15 protein-coding genes and 4 tRNA genes are annotated in these 19,795 nt (G+C 68.5%); 17 read left to right on the top strand and 2 right to left on the bottom strand.

Translation table 11 applies throughout. From position 1 onward, the window contains the following. Positions 1-83: 83 nt before the first annotated feature. Positions 84-1,577 carry a ribonuclease G gene (rng, locus tag AC07OZ_RS17935; RefSeq protein ID WP_495468438.1) on the top strand — a complete coding sequence of 498 codons (1,494 nt, stop codon included), beginning with the start codon at positions 84-86 and terminating at the stop codon, positions 1,575-1,577. Here the strand turns inward: rng and AC07OZ_RS17930 are convergent. Next, positions 1,556-2,155 carry a hypothetical protein gene (locus AC07OZ_RS17930; RefSeq protein ID WP_495468437.1) on the bottom strand — a complete coding sequence of 200 codons (600 nt, stop codon included), beginning with the start codon at positions 2,153-2,155 and terminating at the stop codon, positions 1,556-1,558. The two genes, rng and AC07OZ_RS17930, sit on opposite strands and share 22 nt — an antisense overlap. Continuing rightward, complete coding sequence (locus tag AC07OZ_RS17925; protein ID WP_495468436.1) at positions 2,152-3,030, bottom strand: hypothetical protein; 879 nt, start codon at positions 3,028-3,030, stop codon at positions 2,152-2,154. The genes AC07OZ_RS17930 and AC07OZ_RS17925 overlap by 4 nt, the downstream gene beginning before the upstream one ends. Before the next feature lie 260 nt (positions 3,031-3,290). Between AC07OZ_RS17925 and tolB the strand changes: the two genes are divergently transcribed. The 16 genes from tolB to AC07OZ_RS17845 all read left to right on the top strand — a co-directional run bounded on the left by tolB (position 3,291) and on the right by AC07OZ_RS17845 (position 19,751). Then, entirely contained in the window at positions 3,291-4,616 is a 1,326-nt protein-coding gene (tolB, locus tag AC07OZ_RS17920) for a Tol-Pal system beta propeller repeat protein TolB (RefSeq protein ID WP_495468435.1), read from the top strand. Between the two features lie 274 nt (positions 4,617-4,890). Then, positions 4,891-5,421, top strand: a complete 531-nt coding sequence (pal, locus tag AC07OZ_RS17915) for a peptidoglycan-associated lipoprotein Pal (protein WP_495468434.1) — start codon at positions 4,891-4,893, stop codon at positions 5,419-5,421. Positions 5,422-5,436: 15 nt separating this feature from the next. Then, on the top strand, positions 5,437-6,240 hold the full coding sequence (ybgF, locus tag AC07OZ_RS17910; RefSeq protein WP_495468433.1) for a tol-pal system protein YbgF: 804 nt from the start codon (positions 5,437-5,439) through the stop codon (positions 6,238-6,240). A 63-nt stretch (positions 6,241-6,303) separates the two neighbouring features. After that, positions 6,304-7,116, top strand: a complete 813-nt coding sequence (locus AC07OZ_RS17905; RefSeq protein WP_067269160.1) for a tRNA threonylcarbamoyladenosine dehydratase — start codon at positions 6,304-6,306, stop codon at positions 7,114-7,116. 85 nt (positions 7,117-7,201) lie between these two features. Continuing rightward, positions 7,202-7,277, top strand: a tRNA-Lys gene (locus AC07OZ_RS17900). 48 nt (positions 7,278-7,325) lie between these two features. Next, positions 7,326-7,401: transfer RNA gene (locus tag AC07OZ_RS17895), tRNA-Lys, on the top strand. A 164-nt stretch (positions 7,402-7,565) separates the two neighbouring features. Further along, a tRNA-Lys gene (locus AC07OZ_RS17890) sits at positions 7,566-7,641 on the top strand. Positions 7,642-7,789: 148 nt separating this feature from the next. Continuing rightward, positions 7,790-8,893: an iron-sulfur cluster carrier protein ApbC gene (gene apbC, locus AC07OZ_RS17885; RefSeq protein ID WP_495468432.1), complete on the top strand. Its 1,104-nt coding sequence runs from the start codon at positions 7,790-7,792 to the stop codon at positions 8,891-8,893. A gap of 341 nt (positions 8,894-9,234) precedes the next feature. Next, positions 9,235-12,303 (top strand): formate dehydrogenase-N subunit alpha, encoded by a 3,069-nt coding sequence (gene fdnG / locus AC07OZ_RS17880; RefSeq protein WP_495468431.1) that lies wholly within the window; start codon positions 9,235-9,237, stop codon positions 12,301-12,303. Positions 12,304-12,312: 9 nt separating this feature from the next. Next, the gene (fdxH, locus tag AC07OZ_RS17875) at positions 12,313-13,293 is read left to right on the top strand and encodes a formate dehydrogenase subunit beta (protein WP_495468430.1); all 981 of its coding nucleotides are present in this window, start codon (positions 12,313-12,315) and stop codon (positions 13,291-13,293) included. A 17-nt stretch (positions 13,294-13,310) separates the two neighbouring features. Beyond that, a complete protein-coding gene (locus tag AC07OZ_RS17870; protein ID WP_495468429.1) occupies positions 13,311-13,931 on the top strand; it encodes a formate dehydrogenase subunit gamma in 621 nt (206 codons plus the stop codon). Then, on the top strand, positions 13,928-14,971 hold the full coding sequence (gene fdhE / locus AC07OZ_RS17865) for a formate dehydrogenase accessory protein FdhE (RefSeq protein WP_495468428.1): 1,044 nt from the start codon (positions 13,928-13,930) through the stop codon (positions 14,969-14,971). Before AC07OZ_RS17870 ends, fdhE begins: the two co-directional genes overlap by 4 nt. Positions 14,972-14,973: 2 nt before the next feature. Next, complete coding sequence (selA, locus tag AC07OZ_RS17860) at positions 14,974-16,512, top strand: L-seryl-tRNA(Sec) selenium transferase (RefSeq protein ID WP_495468427.1); 1,539 nt, start codon at positions 14,974-14,976, stop codon at positions 16,510-16,512. Further along, positions 16,509-18,584, top strand: a complete 2,076-nt coding sequence (gene selB / locus AC07OZ_RS17855) for a selenocysteine-specific translation elongation factor (RefSeq protein WP_495468426.1) — start codon at positions 16,509-16,511, stop codon at positions 18,582-18,584. The genes selA and selB overlap by 4 nt, the downstream gene beginning before the upstream one ends. Positions 18,585-18,600: 16 nt before the next feature. Further along, positions 18,601-18,696: transfer RNA gene (locus AC07OZ_RS17850), tRNA-Sec, on the top strand. 185 nt (positions 18,697-18,881) lie between these two features. Then, positions 18,882-19,751 (top strand): putative selenate ABC transporter substrate-binding protein, encoded by an 870-nt coding sequence (locus AC07OZ_RS17845; protein ID WP_495468425.1) that lies wholly within the window; start codon positions 18,882-18,884, stop codon positions 19,749-19,751. Positions 19,752-19,795: the final 44 nt, after the last annotated feature.

Below are 19,795 nucleotides of genomic sequence, written 5' to 3'. Positions count from 1 at the left end.
CCTGGACCGACAAAGCTTTCCGGAAGGCGACTCGAGCGTTGCCGCCAGCCCCGAGGCTGACGAGAGCGCTGGAGTACAAGAACATGGAAGACATCCTGATCAACTGGACCCCGCAGGAGACGCGGGTGGCTGTGGTCGAGAACGGATCCGTACAGGAACTGCACATCGAACGGACGCTGGAACGCGGCCTCGTCGGCAACGTCTATCTCGGCAAGGTCGCGAGGGTGCTGCCGGGCATGCAGTCCGCGTTCATCGACATCGGGCTGGAGCGCGCGGCCTTCCTGCACGTCGCGGACCTGCACCTGAACGGCGTGAATCCCCGCGGCCATCACGGCCCGCACGGGGACTCCGCCCAGGCCGTGCCCATCGAGCGCCAGGTCTACGAGGGCCAGGCCTTGACCGTGCAGGTCATCAAGGACCCGATCGGCACCAAGGGCGCGCGGCTGTCGACGCAGATCTCCATCGCCGGCCGGCTGCTCGTGCACCTGCCGCAGGACAACCACATCGGCATCTCGCAGAAGATCGGTTCGCCCGAGGCGCGCGACGCGCTGCGGGCGCGCATGCAGGCGCTGGTGTCGGCCGGCGTGCAGGACGGCAACACGGGCGGCTTCATCCTGCGCACCAATGCCGAGGAAGCCAGCGACGAGGAAATCGGCGCCGACATCGGCTACCTGCGCAAGACCTGGAACTCGATCCGCGACAAGTCCCTGACCCTGCCGCCCGGCAGCCTGCTGTTCCAGGACCTGAGCCTGGTCGAGCGCGTGCTGCGCGACCTGGCCAGCGACCGGACCAATTCGATCCGGATCGATGCCAAGCTCCAGTACGACGTGGTGCGCCAGTTCGGCGAGACCTACATGCCGGCGGCGACCGCCAAGCTGGAGCTGTACCGGGGTGAGCGCCCGATCTTCGACCTGAACAACATCGACGCCGAGATCGCCCGCGCGCTGGCGCGGCGCGTGGACCTGAAGTCGGGCGGTTACCTGATCATCGACCAGACCGAGGCGATGACGACGATCGACGTCAACACCGGCGGCTTCGTCGGCGCGCGCAATTTCGACGACACGATCTTCAAGACCAACCTCGAGGCGGCCGGCGCCATCGCGCGCCAACTGCGGTTGCGCAACCTGGGCGGGATCATCATCGTCGACTTCATCGACATGACCCGCGAGGAGCACAAGACCGCCGTGCTGCAGGAGTTCCGCAAGCAGCTGAGCCGGGATCGCACCAAGGTCACCATCGGCGGCTTCACGCAGCTGGGGCTGGTCGAGCTGACGCGCAAGCGCACCCGCGAGTCGCTGGCCCGCATGCTTTGCGAGCCGTGCCCGACCTGCGACGCCCGCGGTCAGGTCAAGACCGCGCGCAGCATCTGCTACGAGATCCTGCGGGAGATCCTGCGCGAGTCGCGGCAGTTCAATCCGAAGGAGTTCCGCGTGGTGGCGGCGGCCAACGTCGTCGAGATGCTGCTCGACGAGGAGAACCAGCACCTGGCCGGCCTCTCGGACTTCATCGGCAAGCCGATCTCGCTGACCGCCGAGCCGACCAACCAGACCGAGCACTACGACATCGTGCTGATGTAGGCGCAGGAGGGTTGGCCGAAGATGGCGGCGCTGGTCGCCCCCAGGGGCCAGGGCACCGTCGTCAGGCCTTCCTCGAAGCCATGGAGCGCGAGCGCCGTGGCCTGGTGCGCGGGCATCGCTGGCGCATGGTCATGGATCAAGCCGGCGGTCGCGGTGGCCGCGGCCACGGCGGCATCGCGCACGCCCATCGGCGACTGCTCGAGATACGCCAGGGCCGGCGGGGTGAGGCGCTCGTGCACTTCGATGAACGCGAGCCGCGACAGGGCCCCGGTCTTGCAGCGGTGATCGACATCGTCGACATGCAGCGCATGGCCGAGCTGCTGCAGGGTCGCCATCAGCACCTCGCGCAGCCGGGCGCCGTGGAGCTCGGCCTCTTCCGACGGCAGGCGCATGCCCGGCGCGAGCGCGGCGATGTCGACGCGGAAGCTGCGGAACATCAGCAGGCCGGCCAGCCTCGCCGCGCCGAGGATCTGCGTCTGTGCGTGAGCGAGGCCGTCCTCGATCACCAGCCGGGCGCGGACCAGGCGGTGGAAGTGCGCCGTCGCCGCGACGACGTGTTTGAAGGAACTGCCGGTCATCGCGAGGCCTCCTTGGGAATCCGTTCCCAGAGTTCGGCCCCGCTCTGCGCCAGCGCGAGCCGCACGCGGGCGTCGGACACGACCTGACCCCAGTCCGCCCGCAGCCGGGCCGCGAGCTCGCGCGGCAGGCGCGGTGGGGCGAGCAACGCGTTCCAGGCGGGCGTGTCGCGGGTGTCGAGCGCGTCGAAGTCCGCCCGGTCCGGCGGATCGGTCAACGCCGACCGGTCGACCCTCGAGGCGGGAAGGGCGCCGGCCAGGCTGGCCAAGGACGGGGGCGGGGACAGCGGCGTCAGCCATCGACCGAACATGCCCCGCGGGAACACGGTGACGAACGGGAGCTGGCCGACGCGCGCGATCGGGGTGAAGTCCTCCGCCGACGCGGCCGGCGGCTGGAAGGGATCGTCGACCAGGCGCGCGGGACGCTCCAGCAAAGGGCTGCAGGTCAGCAGCAGGACCTGCCCGTCGGGTCGCGCGGTCGCCACCTCGCGCGCGGCGCGGTAACCCTCGCGGTCCGGGAGGTTGTGCACCACGACCGCCTGGCCCGAACGCTCGGTCCAGACCCGCGCCATCGTGCGCGCGACGTGGTCCGGTCCGCTGCCGGCGCTGAACGGGATCACGAGTGTCAAGGAGGGCGCCGACGGCGCGCCGGCGTCCGTCGAGGCCTCGGGCAACCTGTCGGGCAACCTGTCGGCGGTCTGGGCCAGCGCGGCCTTGAAGAGTCCGGCGCACATCAGCCAGGCGATCGCGATCAGCCACGGTCGGGCGGCGTCGCCAATGCGCGGCAGACGCAGACGGCCGTCGAGGAAGGATCGGGAGGGCGGTCGATTGACGTGCGGGGCGGGCGGGGCGGGCGGGTCGGGCGTCGGGTCGGGCATGACTTCCTTTCTGTGGCCGCGCTGGGGACGGTGCGGGGCGCGCCGGCGAAAGGAGTGATTCTGGGAAATCGGCTGATTCAACGCTATGACTGGAACTCACTGAACATGCAGTCGAAACCGACTGGTTCGGGTCAGCGACCGACTTGTTCAAGCAGGGTGGCGCGCCGCTTGCCGTCGGCCTTGCCCTTTGTAACCTCGCTGTCGCGTAACACCCGTCCGGGCCTCGGGCACAATCAGGCCTCCATTCGTTCCGCAAGCCGATGAGCACCAAGACGATTGCCACCCCCTCCGCTCTTCTTCCTGCCGGCATCAGCGCGTTGACGCGCCGTGGACTGCTCGGCGGCATGGCCGCAGGGCTGGCGATGCCGGCGCTCGCGCAGTTCCGGGTCGAGATCGCCGGCGTCGGCGCCACCCGGCTGCCGATCGCGATCAGCGACTTCAACAATGAATCGGCCACTGGCCAGCCGCTGGCGGCGATCATCCGCGCCGACCTCGAGCGCAGTGGCCAGTTCAGCATCGTGCCCGGCCAGACCGGCATGAGCGAGACCTCCCAGCCCCAGTTCGTCGACTGGCGCGCCCGTGCCGCCGACGCGCTGTCCGCCGGTTCCGCGACGCGCCTGGCCGATGGCCGCTTCGACGTGCGCTACCGGCTCTGGGACGTCGTCAAGGGCTCGGACCTGGGCAGCGAGAGCATCCCCGTCGTCGCCGGCGACCTGCGCCTGGCGGCGCACAAGATCGCCGACACGATCTACCAGAAGCTCACCGGCGAGCGCGGCGTCTTCGCGACGCGGCTGGTCTACGTGAACAAGGCCGGCCCGCGGTACTCGCTGCGCGTCTCCGACGCCGACGGCGAGGGCGAGCAGACCGTGCTCAACAGCCCCGAGGCGATCATCTCGCCGGCCTGGTCGCCGGACGGCAACGAGGTCGCCTACGTCAGCTTCGAGTCGCGCAAGGCCGTGGTCTGGATCCAGGACCTGCGCACCGGCAAGCGCCGCAAGGTCGCGGACTTCCGCGGCACCAACAGCGCCCCGTCGTACTCGCCCAACGGCCAGCAGCTGGTGGTGACGCTGTCGCGCGAAGGCGGCTCTCAGCTCTACCTGATCAACAAGGACGGCTCGGGCGCCAAGCGCCTGACGCAGACCTCCGCCATCGACACCGAGGCGACCTTCTCGCCCGACGGCGCGCAGATCTACTTCGTCAGCGACCGCGGCGGCGCGCCGCAGATCTATCGCATGCCGGCCGGCGGCGGCAATGCGGAACGGGTCACCTTCAACGGCAGCTACAACATCAGCCCGTCGATCAGTCCCGACGGCCGCACGATGGCCTACGTCACGCGCGTGGGCGGCGGCACCTTCAAGCTGTGCGTGATGGATCTCGGCAGCGGCCAGGTCCAGCAGATCACCGACACCACCGAGGACGAGAGCCCCAGCTTCGCGCCCAACGGCAAGCTGATCGTCTATGCCACCCGCGCCGGCGGCCGCGACGTCCTGATGACGACCACGCTCGACGGCAAGGTCAAGGCCAAGCTGGCCACGCCGGGTGTCTCGGACATCCGGGAGCCCGCCTGGGGCCCCTTCGGCAACTGAGCGTTCCAGGGGCCGACCTTGCGTCCGTTCGAGAAATTGAAGGATTTCGCAACGCCGGGCACATGGATTGCCTACGTTGGCGTCGCGCTTCGCCCGTCCCGTGCGAAGCGTGATCGTGACGATCCGGCCGGCCTTCCGCGCGGGCATGCCTGCCCCACGGATGTGTTAGCCGATGATTCACAATTGCTGTTCCCCGCGGCTTCACCGGCGGCGCTGTCCACCGCCATGTCCAGACCGTAACTCCCGCCCGCTTGACCTCTAGGAGCGTATGCCCATGAAATTCGAAAAACTGATGCTTGGCCTGGTGGCCGCCGCAGCCCTGTCCGCCTGCAGCTCGACCAAGCTGGATGAACCGGCCCAGGTTGAAAACAAGACCCCGGTCGTCACCCAGCAGCCGACCGCGCCCGACACCAACACGAACAGCCAGCGCAAGGTCGAGACCGTCGACCTGGGCGCCCAGCTGGACGCCGCCGTGTCCAACCAGCGCGTCGTGTTCTTCGACTTCGACAGCTTCGTCGTCAAGGACGAGTACCGCAGCCTGATCGAGAACCACGCCAAGCGCCTGAACAACAAGAAGGCGCTGCAGCTGAGTCTCGAAGGTCACGCCGACGAGCGCGGCGGCCGCGAGTACAACCTGGCCCTGGGCCAGAAGCGCGCTGAAGCCGTCGCCAAGTCGCTGACGCTGCTGGGCGTGTCCTCGGGCCAGGTCGAGGCGGTGAGCTTCGGCAAGGAGCGTCCGACCGACACGGGCCACAACGAAGAGGCGTGGGCCAAGAACCGTCGCGTCGAACTGCGCGACAAGTGATCCGGTGACATGAGCATGCTGCGATTCCCTCGTTCCTTCCCCTTCGCGCCGATCCCGGCGGCCAAGGCCGCGCTGATCGGCGTGCTGATGGCCCTGAGCGCCGCCGGCCCCGCGCGGGCGGCCCTGTTCGAGGACGACGAGGCCCGCAAGGCCATCCTCGACCTGCGGACCAAGATGGCGCAGAACGATGAGGCGCAGCGTGCCCGTGTCACGGAACTGCAGAGCCAGCTCGAGGTCGCGCGACGCGGCCTGCTGGATCTGTCCGGACAGATCGAGGCGCTGAAGTCGGACCTGGCCAAGATGCGCGGCCAGAACGAACAGCTGGCGCGCGATCTGTCCGAAACCCAGCGCAAGGTGACCGACCAGTCGGCCACGCTCGACAACCGGCTGCGCCCGCTGGAGCCGCAGAAGGTATCGCTGGACGGCAAGGAATTCCAGGCCGATCCGGAAGAGAAGCGCCAGTTCGATGCCGCGATGGGCCTGATCCGCCGCGGCGACTTCAACGAGGCGACCTCCGCCTTCACGTCCTTCCTGACGCGTTTCCCGGCGAGCGGTTTCTCCGACTCGGTGCGCTTCTGGCTGGGCAACGCGCAATACGGCAAGCGCGACTACAAGGGCGCGATCGCGACCTTCAAGGCCTTCGTCGCCGCGAACCCGGACCACCCGCGCGCGGCCGAGAGCCTGCTGGCGATCGCCAACTGCCAGATCGAGCTCAAGGACACCAAGAGCGCCCGCAAGACGCTGGAAGACCTGCAGAAGGCCTATCCCGGCAGCGAGGCCGCGAAGGCGGCCAAGGAACGCGCGGCCGGACTGCGTTGATCCGTGCGCCGATCTAGGTTGACCTGCTGACCTGCTGAGGACGCGCTCCGGCGCGCAACGATCTTGAGTCTGGAGACCGGGCACGGCCCCCTCGATCTGGAAGCGGACGCGGAGCGCCGCTTCGGTGGTCTGCGCCGCCTGCATGGCGAGCGGGACTACGCGCGGCTGCGCGCGGCGCGTTTCTGCGTCGTGGGGCTGGGCGGCGTGGGCTCCTGGGTCGTCGAAGCGCTGGCGCGCATGGGCGTCGCCCGGCTGGTGCTGGTCGACCTCGACCACGTCGCCGAATCCAACATCAACCGCCAGGTGCAGGCGCTCGGCAGCACGCTGGGCATGGCCAAGGCGGAGGCGCTCAAGCAGCGCATCGCGGACATCCACCCCGGCTGCGAGGTCGTCACCATCGAGGACTTCGTCGACGACAAGAACTGGCCCTCGCTGCTTGGTGACGTGCAGGTCGACGGCATTGTCGACGCCTGCGACCAGGTGCGCGCGAAGGCGCAGATCGCCGCCTGGGCGAGGGCGCTCAAGCTCCCCCAGATCTGCATCGGCGCCGCCGGCGGCAAGCATCGCCCGCAGGACGTCGAGATCCTGGACCTCTCCGAGACCACGCATGACCCGCTGCTGGCCAATCTGCGCCAGCGGCTGCGCAAGTTCCACGCGGCGCCACGCCAAGGCGCGATGGGCGTGACCTGCGTGTTCTCGCGCGAACCGGTGACGCGGCCGGAAGGCGTCGACGCCTGCGACCTCGACGGCAACCTGAATTGCCACGGCTACGGATCGAGCGTGGCGGTCACCGCCGGCTTCGGCATGGTCGGTGCGGCGGAGCTGGTGAAACGGTATCTGAAGGCGCTTGCGCGACCGCAAAAAACCGTCCTATAATGTGAGGCTCTGCTGAGGGGCAAACACCTCGAAGCAATGCAGCGAAGGCCCGGGCAACTTGGCCTTCTTTGCTTGAAGCAGCTTCGGGTCGTTAGCTCAGTCGGTAGAGCAGCGGACTTTTAATCCGTTGGTCGCAGGTTCGAATCCTGCACGACCCACCATCGCTTCAGATGGCTGTCAGTGGAATGACTGGCAGTTGAATGTCTCGGGGGCTCTTAGCTCAGTTGGTAGAGCAGCGGACTCTTAATCCGTTGGTCGAAGGTTCGAATCCTTCAGGGCCCACCACCGATCCTTGTCGGATCGTCAGAGCGAAACGGCGCAAGATGTTGCGTGCGATTCACGGATGATGAAACGATGTCAGCGGGGATCTGGTGTGACGAGATCAAAATATCTGACATAATCTCGGCTTCGCAAGTTTCGATAGAAACTCGCAAGACGAAAAGAATTTCGGGCTCTTAGCTCAGTTGGTAGAGCAGCGGACTCTTAATCCGTTGGTCGAAGGTTCGAATCCTTCAGGGCCCACCAGAACAAAGGGGTTGCAGCAGTGCTGCAACCCCTTTTGTCTTTTCTGCTCCGGAAACTGATTCCGGCATCCGCCTTCGAGTATCGGGTTTTGGCCGCTCGGCTAGACTGCCCGCCGACATTCCTCCGATCGCCACGATCCTCTCCGCCCATGTCCCAAGCTCCCCAGATCCAAGAAGCGCAACTGCAGCAGGCCCTGCAGCAGGTGGTCGATCCCAACACCGGGCGCGACTTCGTCTCCACGAAGCAACTCCGCAACCTCAAGGTGCAGGGCGACGCGGTCAGCTTCGACATCGAGCTGGGCTATCCGGCCGCGAGCCAGATCGACGCGTTGCGCGCGGCGCTGGTCGAGGCGGCGCGCTCGGTGCCGGGCGTGGGCAACGTCAGCGTCGGCGTGACGACCAAGATCACCGCGCATGCCGTCCAACGCGGCGTGCAACTGCTGCCCGGGGTGAAGAACATCATCGCGGTGGCGTCCGGCAAGGGCGGCGTCGGCAAGAGCACGACCGCGGCCAACCTGGCGCTGGCGCTCTCGGCGGAAGGCGCGACGGTCGGCCTGCTTGATGCCGACATCTACGGTCCCAGCCTGCCGTTGATGCTGGGCGTCCACGGGCGTCCGGAGAGCACCGACGGCCAGACGATGGAGCCGCTGGAGTCGCACGGCCTGCAGCTGATGTCGATCGGTTTCCTGGTCGAGGACGACCAGGCGATGGTTTGGCGCGGTCCGATGGCGACGCAGGCACTGGAACAGCTGCTGCGCCAGACGCGTTGGCGCGACCTGGACTACCTGGTGATCGACATGCCGCCGGGCACGGGCGACATCCAGCTGACCTTGTCGCAGCGTGTGCCCGTGAGCGGATCGGTGATCGTGACGACGCCGCAGGACATCGCGCTGATCGACGCGAAGAAGGGCCTGAAGATGTTCGAGAAGGTCGGCGTGCCGATCCTGGGCATCGTCGAGAACATGGCCATCCACATCTGCAGCAACTGCGGTCATGCCGAGCACATCTTCGGCAGCGGTGGCGGCCAGCGCATGGCGGACCAGTACAGCCAGGAGTTGCTCGGCTCGCTGCCGCTGGCCTTGTCTATCCGTGAGCAGGCCGACAGCGGCAAGCCGACGGTCGTTGCCGAACCCGACGGCGTGCACGCCCAGGCCTACAAGCAGATCGCGCGCAAGATCGCCGTGAAGCTGGCCGGCCAGGCGAAGGACTACTCGTCGAAATTCCCGACGATCACCATCTCGAAAAACACCTGACCCCACCCGACCCGCCTCCTGCATCTTCGACGCAGTGCTGCACTGCAACGGGAGCCGCGCAGGCCGGTCCCCCTCGGAGCGAATTCCGAGCGGCGAGGAGGAGATTGAGCGGAGAGGGGGACCGGCCTGCGCGGCGGGTCGCACCGTCCGCTGCACCGCACAAGAAGCCCCCGCAGAAAAAGCCATCGTGAATCGCGGTGCGCCCTGCGGTTCTTCCTCTCGTGAGAGGGTGAGTCCTCATTGGACAAAGCGATGGCTTTGTGCCGAAATGCTCGAACGGGCCGCGTGACGGTCGTGCATTTCACCCAGGTCGCCTGAAGGGCGAGCCCAGGAGGCACAAGATGGACATGAACCGGAGGCATTTCTTCCGGGTGAGCGGGGCGGCCGTGATGGGCTCCAGCCTCGTGGCGTTGGGCTTCTCCCCGACTGCCGCACTGGCCGAGACGCGCCAGTTCAAGCTTGCCCGGGCGACCGAGACCCGCAACACCTGCCCCTATTGCTCGGTGGGCTGCGGGATCATCATGTACTCGCTCGGAGACAAGGCGAAGAACGTCACCTCCGAGATCATCCACATCGAGGGCGACCCCGATCATCCGGTCAACCGCGGCACCCTGTGCCCGAAGGGCGCGGGCCTGCTGGACTTCGTCCACAGCCCCAACCGCCTGAAGTACCCGGAGATCCGCGAGGCGGGATCCAAGGAGTGGAAGCGCGTCAGCTGGGACGAGGCGATGAACCGCTTCGTCAAGCTGCTCAAGGCCGACCGCGACGCCAACTTCATCGCGACCAACGCGGACGGCAAGACCGTCAACCGCTGGCTCTCGACCGGCATGATCTGCGCTTCCGCGTCCTCGAACGAATCGGGCTACATCACCCACAAGGCGATGCGCTCGACGGGGATGCTCGCGTTCGACAACCAGGCCCGCGTTTGACACGGACCGACGGTGGCCAGTCTGGCCCCGACGTTCGGACGCGGCGCGATGACCAACCACTGGGTGGACATCAAGAACGCCGATCTCGTGCTGATCATGGGCGGCAATGCCGCCGAGGCGCATCCCTGCGGCTTCAAGTGGGTGATCGAGGCCAAGCACCACAACAAGGCCCGGCTGATCGTCGTCGACCCGCGCTTCACGCGCTCGGCCGCGATGAGCGACTACTACGCGCCCATCCGCGCGGGGTCCGACATCGCCTTCCTGGGCGGTGTCATCCACTACCTGTTGAGCAACAACAAGATCCAGACCGAGTACGTCCGGCACTACACGAACGCGCCCTTCATCATCAATGAGGGCTACAAGTTCGAGGACGGCCTGTTCTCCGGCTACGACGAGGCCAAGCGCGCCTACAACAACGCGTCGTGGGCCTACGAGATGGACGAGAAGGGCTTCGCCAAGGTCGACATGACGATGCAGCACCCGCGCTGCGTGCTCAACGTCATGAAGACCCACTTCTCGCGCTACACGCCGGAGAAGGTCAGCGAGATCACCGGTACGCCCAAGGACAAGTTCGTCGAGATCTGCCGGCAGATCGGCGAGACCGCCGTCCCCGGCAAGGTGATGACGATCCTGTACGCGCTGGGCTGGACGCAGCACAGCCAGGGCTCGCAGATCATCCGCACCGGCGCGCTGGTGCAGCTGCTGCTGGGCAACATCGGCCAGCCCGGCGGCGGCATGAACGCGCTGCGCGGTCACAGCAACATCCAGGGCCTGACCGACCTGGGTCTGCTGTCGACCTCGCTGACCGGCTACATGACGCTGCCCAAGGACTCGGAGCAGGACCTCGAGACCTACTACAAGACCAAGGCGCTCAAGCCGCTGCGTCCCAACCAGATGAGCTTCTGGCAGAACTATCCGAAGTTCTTCGTCAGCCAGCAGAAGGCGTGGTGGGGCAAGGCCGCGACCAAGGAGAACGACTGGGCCTACCACTACCTGCCGAAGTGGGACAAGGGCTACGACGTGCTGCAGGCCTTCGACCTGATGCACCAGGGCAAGGTCAACGGCTACATCTGCCAGGGCTTCAACCCGGTCGGCTCCTTCCCCAACAAGAAGAAGGTGGTGGAGAGCCTGTCGAAGCTGAAGTTCCTCGCGATCATCGATCCGCTCAACACGGAGACCGCCGAGTTCTGGAAGAACTACGGCGAGCACAACGACGTGAAGACGGAAGAGATCCAGACCGTGGTGTTCCGTTTCCCGAGCACCTGCTTCGCGGAGGAGGACGGGTCGCTGACCAACTCCGGCCGCTGGCTGCAGTGGCACTGGAAGGGCGCGGAGCCCCCGGGCGAAGCCAAGGGCGACGCGGAGATCATCGCGGAGATCTTCCTGCGCCTGCGCGCGATGTACGTGAAGGAAGGCGGCGCGTACGCCGATCCGATCGTCAACCTGAGCTGGCCGTACAAGATCCCGAACAGCCCCTCGGCCGAGGAACTGGCGATGGAGTTCAACGGCAAGGCGCTGGCCGACGTGACCGATCCGAAGGACGCGACCAAGGTGCTGGCGAAGGCGGGCGAGCAGCTGTCGGGCTTCGGGCTGCTGCGCGACGACGGCACGACGTCCAGCGGCTGCTGGATCTACGCCGGCGCGTGGACGCAGGCGGGCAACCAGATGGCCCGGCGCGACAACAGCGATCCGTGGGGCATCGGCCAGACGCTGAACTGGGCCTGGGCCTGGCCGGCGAACCGGCGCGTGCTCTACAACGCCGCGTCCTGCGATCCGAGCGGCAAGCCGTGGAATCCGAAGCGGCGCCTGATCAGCTACACCGACAAGTGGGGCGGCTCCGACGTGCCGGACATCCGTCCGGACGCCAACCCCAACGACGAGGACGCGGTGCGGCCCTTCATCATGACCGCCGAGGGCGTGGCGCGCCTGTTCGCGCCCAGCGGCATGGTCGACGGTCCGCTGCCGGAGCACTACGAGCCCTTCGAGTCGCCGCTCACGGTCAACCCCCTGCATCCGAACAACGCCAAGGCGATGAACAACCCGGCCGGCCGGGTGTTCAAGGCCGACCGCGAGCAGTTCGGCAAGCCGGACAAGTTCCCGTACGTGGCGACGAGCTACCGGCTCACCGAGCACTTCCACTACTGGACCAAGAACGTGCGCACCAGCGCGATCATCCAGCCGCAGCAGTTCGTGGAGATCGGCGAGGAACTCGCGAAGGAGAAGGGCATCGGCAACGGCGATCAGGTGAAGGTCAGCTCCAACCGCGGCTTCATCAAGGCCGTGGCGGTGGTGACCAAGCGCGTGGCATCGCTCGATGTGGGCGGCAAGCGGGTCCACACGGTGGGGCTGCCGAATCACTGGGGCTTCGTCGGCGTGGCCAAGCCCGGTTATCTGGTCAACACGCTGACCCCCTTCGTGGGCGACGCGAACACCCAGACGCCGGAGTTCAAGAGCTTCACCGTCAACATCGAAAAAGCTTGAGGAGGGCTCATGTCTTCATTGCAATCCCTCGACATCGCCAAGCGCTCCGCGACGACGCTGCCCAGCCCCGACGCGCGGCGCACGACGACGGAAGTCGCCAAGCTGATCGACGTCTCCTCGTGCATCGGCTGCAAGGCCTGCCAGGTCGCCTGCATGCAGTGGAACGACCTGCGCGACGACGTCGGCGAGACCCACGGCACCTACGACAACCCGCGCGACCTGACCCCGCAGTCGTGGACGGTGATGCGCTTCTCCGAGGTGGAGGTCGTCGAGAACAAGCTGGAGTGGCTGATCCGCAAGGACGGCTGCATGCACTGCGACGACCCCGGCTGCCTGAAGGCCTGTCCCGCGCCCGGCGCGATCGTGAAGTACCAGAACGGCATCGTCGACTTCATCTCGGAGCACTGCGTCGGCTGCGGCAACTGCGTGACCGGCTGTCCGTTCGACGTGCCGCGCATCAGCAAGGCGGACAACAAGGCCTACAAGTGCAGCCTGTGCTCGGACCGCGTCGGCGTGGGCCTGGAACCCGCCTGCGTGAAGGCCTGCCCGACGGGCGCGATCCGCTTCGGCTCCAAGGAGGACATGCATGAGTTCGCCGCCGAGCGCATCGTCGACCTGAAGGAGCGCGGCTACCAGAACGCCGGCGTGTACGACCCGCAGGGCGTCGGCGGCACGCACGTGATGTACGTGCTGCAGCACGCGGACCAGCCGACGCTGTATCACGGGCTGCCGAAGGATCCGCAGATCAGTCCGCTGGTCTCGCTGTGGAAGGGCGCGGCCAAGCCGCTGGCGGTGGCCGCGATGGTCGGCGCGGCGGTGGCCGGCTTCTTCCACTACATGAAGGTCGGCCCGCAGAAGACGGCGCACGACGAGCCGGACCCCGAGGAGGAACTGGCCTACGAGCGCGCCAAACACGGCGAGGGGCCTGACGTTCCGCCGGGCGGCGAGCCGCGGCGCACCTCGTACACCCCGCCGAGCGGCGGCCTCTGATCCACCGGGAGATCCTCATGTTGCTGCAACGCTATCGCGACAGCCAGCGGCTCAACCACTGGCTCATCGTGCTGCTGTTCCTGTGCGCCGGGCTCTCGGGCCTGGCCTTCTTCCACCCGAGTCTCTTCTTCCTCAGCAATCTCTTCGGCGGCGGGCCGTGGACGCGCGTGCTGCATCCCTACCTGGGCCTGGGCATGGTGATCGCCTTTGCCTTCCTCGCGGCGCGGATGTGGCGGGACAACCTCTGGATCAGCGCCGACTCGCAATGGATGCGGCAGAGCCCGACCATGATCACCGGCGCCGGCAAGGAAGGCGTCCAGCCCGCGGCCAAGTACAACGCCGGCCAGAAGATCGTCTTCTGGGTGATGGTCGTCACGCTGATGATCCTGCTCGTCACCGGCTTCATGTTCTGGCACGCCTGGTTCCCGGAAGGCAACATCATGTTGCGTCGGATCGCCGTGCTGCTGCACGCGATCTCGGCGACGATCCTGATCTTGACGATCATCATCCATGTCTACGCGGCAATCTGGGTCAAGGGCTCGTTCCGGGCGATGACCCGTGGTACGGTCACCGACACCTGGGCCGCGCACCATCACCCGCTGTGGCACAAGGAAGCGAAGGAGCGGCCCCGCGCATGACATCCCCCAGCCCCGTCCGGGTCATGACCCCGGAAGAGATCGCGGTCAACGCCGGCGCGCGCGCCGCGCCGGTGAAGGTGCCGGAGCCCGGCCTCTTCGCCGAGCGCGCGCTGCGTCTGAGGCAGTTGGCCGAGGGGCATGCGATGCGGGACTACCTGCTGTTCGTGGCGGCGTTGGCGCAGGCGCAGCATGAGCGCTTCCAGCGGTCCGACGCGCTGAATCTGCCGGCCGAGGTGCTGGTCAACAGCGCGATGGTCGGCGGGCTGCCGCCGCTGGACGTGGCGACCTACCCGCGCGATCCGGTCTGGCGCGAGGAACTCCGCGCGCTGCTGCGCGCGATGGGCAGCGCCGCGATCCCCGATCCGGCGAAGGCGCTGGTGAAGCAACTGGGCGACGCCGACGATGCCTGGCTGGAACAGCAGGCGTCGGCGCTGCTCGCCGGCGGCGCGCTGGGCCTGGACCCGGCGGCGGCGCCGCTGATCGCGGCGGCCCTGCAGGTGTACTGGGCGCGGCTCGTCGTGCAGCTGCAGGCGCGCTACGACGGCAGCGACCAGGGCGAGCACGTCGCGCCCTTCGGCATGATCGACGACCCAACGGTCTGCCCGTGCTGCGGCTCGCGGCCGGTGGCCTCGATCACGCGCATCGCGGCGGAGCAGTCCGGGCTGCGTTTCCTGGCCTGCTCGCTCTGCGGCTCGCAATGGCATTACGTGCGCATCAAGTGCACGCACTGCCAGGGCACGAAGGGCATCACCTTCCAGAGCCTCGTCGACGCCGACGGCAACAAGTCGGAGGCCGTCGCGGCGGAGTGCTGCGGGACCTGCGGCCACTACCTGAAGCAGGTCCACATGGAAAAGGACCTGCAGGTCGAGCCGCTGGCCGACGACCTGGCGACGCTGACGCTGGACCTGCTGGTCGGCGAGCTGGGACTGGTGCGGCAGGGCTTCAATCCGCTGCTGATCCTCGGGGAGTCCGACGCCTCGAGCGACGGGGCGCCGCGGGGCAACGCCGGCGCGGCGCCGCCCGATCCCGGAGGACACTGAGCATGAAGCCCGAGGCATCCATGGTTCATGGTCCGACGGCAGGCTCCCCGGTCAGCAGCAACGACCCGGCCGCGCTCGACGATCGCTCCGTTCCCTCGCGCGGGCATGCCGCGCCGCGCGCCGCGGCTGCGGCCCCGAAGGATCTGCCGTCCGTCGATCGCCTGCTGCGCGATCCGGCGGTGACCCACCTGATGGCGCGACACGGCCATGCCTTCGTGGCGGCCGAGGCGCGCCGGCTGCTCGAAGCCTCGCGCGAGCGCGCGCTGGCCGGCACGCTGACGGTGGATGAGCTCCACCACCTGCCGGCCGAGCTCGAGCGCCATTGCGTCGAGCGCCTCGCGCCGCGCATGCGCCGCGTGATCAACCTCACCGGCACGGTGCTGCACACCAACCTGGGCCGCGCGCTGCTCGCCGACGAGGCCCTGCGCCATGTGCTGGCCTGCATGAGCTCGCCCAACAACCTGGAGTTCGATCTCGCGCGCGGCGAACGGGGGGACCGCGACAGCCTCGTCGAATCGCTGCTGTGCGACATCACCGGCGCCGAGGCGGCGACCGTCGTCAACAACAACGCCGCCGCGGTGCTGCTGGGCATCGCCGCGCTGGCCGGCGGCAAGGAAGCCGTCGTGTCGCGCGGCGAGCTGGTCGAGATCGGCGGCGCGTTCCGCATGCCCGACGTGATGGCGGCGGCGGGGGCGCGGCTGGTCGAGGTCGGCACGACGAACCGCACGCATGCGCGGGACTACCAGGCGGCCCTCGGCCCGGACACCGCGCTGCTGCTGAAGGTCCACACCAGCAACTACGCGATCCAGGGCTTCACCTCGTCGGTGAGCGAGGCCGAGCTGGCCCCGATCGCCAAGGCCGCGGGCGTGCCGCTGATGACGGACCTCGGGAGCGGCTCGCTGGTCGACCTGGCGCAATGGGGGCTGCCGGCCGAGCCGCTGCCGCAGGCAATGCTGGCCGACGGCTGCGACATCGTGACCTTCAGCGGCGACAAGCTGCTGGGCGGGCCGCAGGCCGGGCTCATCGTCGGGCGCAGGGACCTGGTGCAGAAGATCCGCAAGTTCCCGATGAAGCGCGCATTGCGCCTGTCCAAGCTTCCGATGGCCGCGCTGGAGGCAACGCTGCGCCTGTACCTGCAGCCGGACCGGCTGACGCAGGACCTGCCGACGCTGCGGCTGCTGACGCGTCCGGTCGACCAGATCGAGGCGCAGGCGGAACGGCTGCTGGCGCGCGTGGAAGACGCCGTCGCGCCGCGCTTCGACGCGCGGGTGAGCGCGATGCGCGGGCAGATCGGCTCGGGCTCGCTGCCGGTGGAGACGCTGCCGTCGGCGGGGCTGGTGCTGACGCCGCGGCTGCCGGGCAGGCGGGGCGTCGGGCGCGCGCTCGACGAGCTGCTCACGGCGCTGCGCGCGCTGCCGCTGCCGGTCATCGCGCGCGTGCAGGCGGATGAACTCTGGATGGATCTGCGCTGCCTCGACGAGGCGCGCGAGGAGCCCGATTTCATCGAGCAGCTCGCGCAGCTGAAGGAGAGGCTCGCGTGATCGTCGGAACCGCCGGCCACATCGACCATGGCAAGACGACGCTGGTGAAGGCGCTGACGGGCGTCGACACGGACCGCTTGCCGGAGGAGAAACGGCGCGGCATCAGCATCGCGCTCGGGTACGCGTTCCTGGACGCGGGGGCGAGTGCTGACGCGCAAACCGTCGCCGGCAAGGACGACGACCGGGATGAAGGTGACGGCCAGCGCGAGCGCGATGGACGACAGGGGCTGCGCATCGGATTCGTCGACGTCCCGGGACACGAGCGCCTCGTGCACACGATGTTGTCCGGCGCGACCGGCATCGACCATGCGCTGCTGCTGGTCGCCGCCGATGACGGCGTGATGCCGCAGACCCGCGAGCACCTGGCGCTGCTGACGCTGCTCGGGATCCCGCGCGGGACGATCGCGCTGACGAAGTGCGACCGCGTGGACGCGGCGACACGCGCGCAGCGGCGCGAGGAGATCCGCGCGCTGGTGGCCGGCACGCCGCTGGCGGACGCGCCGGTGTTCGAGGTCGCCGCGACCGCCGGCGAGGGCGTGCGCGAGTTGCGCGCGCACCTGATCGCCGAAGCGAAGGCCTTGCCGCCGCGCGAGGTCGTCGGACGGGCCTTCCGGCTCGCGGTGGACCGGGTGTTCAGCCTTGCCGGTGTCGGTACGGTCTGCACCGGCACCGCGCACGCGGGTGAGGTGCTCATCGGCGACGAACTCGTGCTGCTGCCGCCCGCGTCCGGGCAGTCGCCGCGGCGCGGCCGCGTGCGCAGCCTGCATGCGCAGAACGAGCCGGCGGAGCGGGCCTGGGCCGGACAGCGCGTCGCCATCGGCCTCGCCGGGCTGGAGAAGGACGAGGTCGAACGCGGCCAGTGGCTGGCCGCGCCCGAGGTCGCGCAGTGGACGGACCGCTTCGACGCGCGCCTGCGGCTCTGGCCCGGGGAAGCCCGCGCGCTGCGCGGCGGCGCGCCGGTGCATGTGCATGTCGGCGCGGAGCAGGTCACCGGATCCGTGGCGGTGCTGGGCGGCCTCGACGGTGCGGCGCTCGACGCGCTGCAGCCCGGCGCGGAGGGCTTCGTCCAACTCGTGCTGCATCGACCGATCGGTGCGTGGGCCGGTGACCGCGTGGTGCTGCGCGACGCGTCCGCGACGCGCGCGCTGGCCGGCGGTGTCGTGCTCGATCCGCAGGCGCCGGCGCGGTATCGCCGCACGCCGCAGCGGCTTGTGGAACTCATCGCGCTGACGGCGGACTCGCCCGCGCGACGGCTGGCCGGCTTGCTGGCGCAGGCACCGATGGGCGTCGATCTCGCGCGATTCGCCGCGGGGCAGGGGGTGTCGGGCGATGCGCGCGTCGCGCTGCTGGGGGACACCGGCGCGTCGACGATCGTGCCCGGCGCCGACGGACCGGTCTGGGCGCTCGGCGCCGCGCAGACGGCGCAGTGGGAAGCCACCGCGCTGGCACGGCTGGCGCGTTATCACGAGGAGCAATCCGAGGAGCTGGGTCCCGACCTCGCCCGCTGGCGGCGGCTCGCCGCGCCGCGGATGGCGGAGCCGCTGTGGCAGGCGCTCGTGCGGCGGATGGCGTCGGCCGGCCAGGTGACGATCAGCGGGGCGTCGGCGCATCTGCCGGCGCACGGCGTCCAGTTGTCGGCGCTCGACGAACGCCTCGCGCAGAAGGTGATGCCGCGGCTGCTGTCGGCGGGCTTCGAGGGCGTCTGGGCGCGCGACCTGGCCAAGGACGCGCACGAGCCCGAGGCGCTGGTGCGCACGATGCTGGCGCGGCTGTCGCAGCGCGGCGAACTGTTCCAGGTCGTCAAGGACCTGTACTACGCGCCGGCGGCGGTCCACGAGCTGGCGCGCATCGCGCGGGCCTCGGCGATCGGCGGCGACGTGAAGGCCGCGGTGTTCCGCGACCGCAGCGGCCTCGGACGCAAGCGCGCGATCCAGGTGCTGGAATTCTTCGACAAGGTCGGCGTGCTGCGGCGCGTCGGCGACGCGCACCGGCTGCGCACCGACAGCCGCCTGTTCATCGACGATCATGAGGGCGGTGGCGCGACGCGCGTCGACACCGCCGAGACCGCATGAACGCGCAACGATCAATGGAGAGACAACGATCCTGGTGGATCGGCCGGACTTCAAATCCGGTGGGCGATGCCACGCATCGCCGGGTGGGTTCGACTCCCATGTCTCTCCGCCAGCAACATAGGCTTGCCGGCTGCGCGGCCCGATCTTGCGCCTGTGGTGCTCGCCGTACAGAAGTACGGCTGCGCGCCTCGGCGCAACCTCGGGCCGCTCGCTTCGGCCATCCGACGTCGCTGGTTCGTGCGGCCGCCCTAGGGGCGGCAATTTCATTGACTGCGACCGTTTTGACTGGAGCCTCCGATGCCTAGCCTCTTCCGACAAGTCAGCCGTGCGCTGCAGGGAATCGTTGCCGCGGCGCTTATCGCCGGCCCGGCGATGGCGCAGCAGGTGCTGCGCGTGACCGCCATCCCCGATGAGTCGCCGACCGAGCTATCGCGCAAGTTCGCGCCGCTGGGCAAGTACCTGGAGAAGGAACTCGGCGTGAAGGTCGAGTGGACGCCCGTCACCGACTACGCCGCCGCCGTCGAGGCCGTCGTCAACAAGAAGGTCGACCTGGCCTGGTTCGGTGGCTTCACCTTCGTGCAGGCCAACGTGCGCTCGGGCGGCAAGATCGTCCCGCTGGTCCAGCGCGAGGAGGACGAGAAGTTTCGCTCCGTCTTCATCACCGATGCGAAGTCGGGCATCACGAAACTCGAGGACCTGAAAGGCAAGACGCTCAGCTTCGGCTCCGCGTCGTCGACCTCGGGTCACCTGATGCCGCGGTCCTTCCTGCTGGCCGCGAAGATCAACCCCGACGCCGACCTCAAGCGCATCTCCTTCTCCGGCGCGCATGACGCCACCGTCGCCGCCGTGTCCTCGGGCAAGGTCGACGCGGGCGCCTTGAACATCTCCGTCTGGGAAAAGCTGGTCTCCGAGAAGAAGGTCGACACCGCCCAGGTCAAGGTCTTCTTCACGACGCCGCCCTACTACGACTACAACTGGAGCGTCCATGCCGACATGCCGGCCGCGACGAAGGAGAAGCTCAAGGCCGCGTTCCTGAAGCTCAGCCCGTCGACGCCGGAAGGCAAGGAGATCCTCGACCTGCAGCGCGCGACCAAGTTCGTGCCCACGCAGCCGGAGAACTACGCCGGCATCAAGGCCGCGGCGGAGAACGCCGGCCTGCTGAAGTGAGCTGAGCGGAGGCCGCCATGCCCGACGCCTTGCGACACCGCCGT

It is taken from the genome of Roseateles sp. GW821-FHT09G03 (genome assembly GCF_059416045.1).
The sequence above is the reverse complement of the archived record's forward strand: the minus strand, read 5'-3'. Positions and strand labels throughout refer to the sequence as shown.

Excerpts from the sequence above, each read along its gene's own strand:
- AC07OZ_RS17930 (WP_495468437.1), bottom strand. The coding sequence starts at position 2,155 with ATGACCGGCAGTTCCTTCAAACACGTCGTCGCGGCGACGGCGCACTTC.
- ybgF (WP_495468433.1), top strand. The coding sequence starts at position 5,437 with ATGCTGCGATTCCCTCGTTCCTTCCCCTTCGCGCCGATCCCGGCGGCC.
- pal (WP_495468434.1), top strand. The coding sequence starts at position 4,891 with ATGAAATTCGAAAAACTGATGCTTGGCCTGGTGGCCGCCGCAGCCCTG.
- fdhE (WP_495468428.1), top strand. The coding sequence starts at position 13,928 with ATGACATCCCCCAGCCCCGTCCGGGTCATGACCCCGGAAGAGATCGCG.
- AC07OZ_RS17845 (WP_495468425.1), top strand. The coding sequence starts at position 18,882 with ATGCCTAGCCTCTTCCGACAAGTCAGCCGTGCGCTGCAGGGAATCGTT.
- AC07OZ_RS17925 (WP_495468436.1), bottom strand. The coding sequence starts at position 3,030 with ATGCCCGACCCGACGCCCGACCCGCCCGCCCCGCCCGCCCCGCACGTC.
- apbC (WP_495468432.1), top strand. The coding sequence starts at position 7,790 with ATGTCCCAAGCTCCCCAGATCCAAGAAGCGCAACTGCAGCAGGCCCTG.
- tolB (WP_495468435.1), top strand. The coding sequence starts at position 3,291 with ATGAGCACCAAGACGATTGCCACCCCCTCCGCTCTTCTTCCTGCCGGC.
- rng (WP_495468438.1), top strand. The coding sequence starts at position 84 with ATGGAAGACATCCTGATCAACTGGACCCCGCAGGAGACGCGGGTGGCT.
- AC07OZ_RS17870 (WP_495468429.1), top strand. The coding sequence starts at position 13,311 with ATGTTGCTGCAACGCTATCGCGACAGCCAGCGGCTCAACCACTGGCTC.
- fdxH (WP_495468430.1), top strand. The coding sequence starts at position 12,313 with ATGTCTTCATTGCAATCCCTCGACATCGCCAAGCGCTCCGCGACGACG.
- selA (WP_495468427.1), top strand. The coding sequence starts at position 14,974 with ATGAAGCCCGAGGCATCCATGGTTCATGGTCCGACGGCAGGCTCCCCG.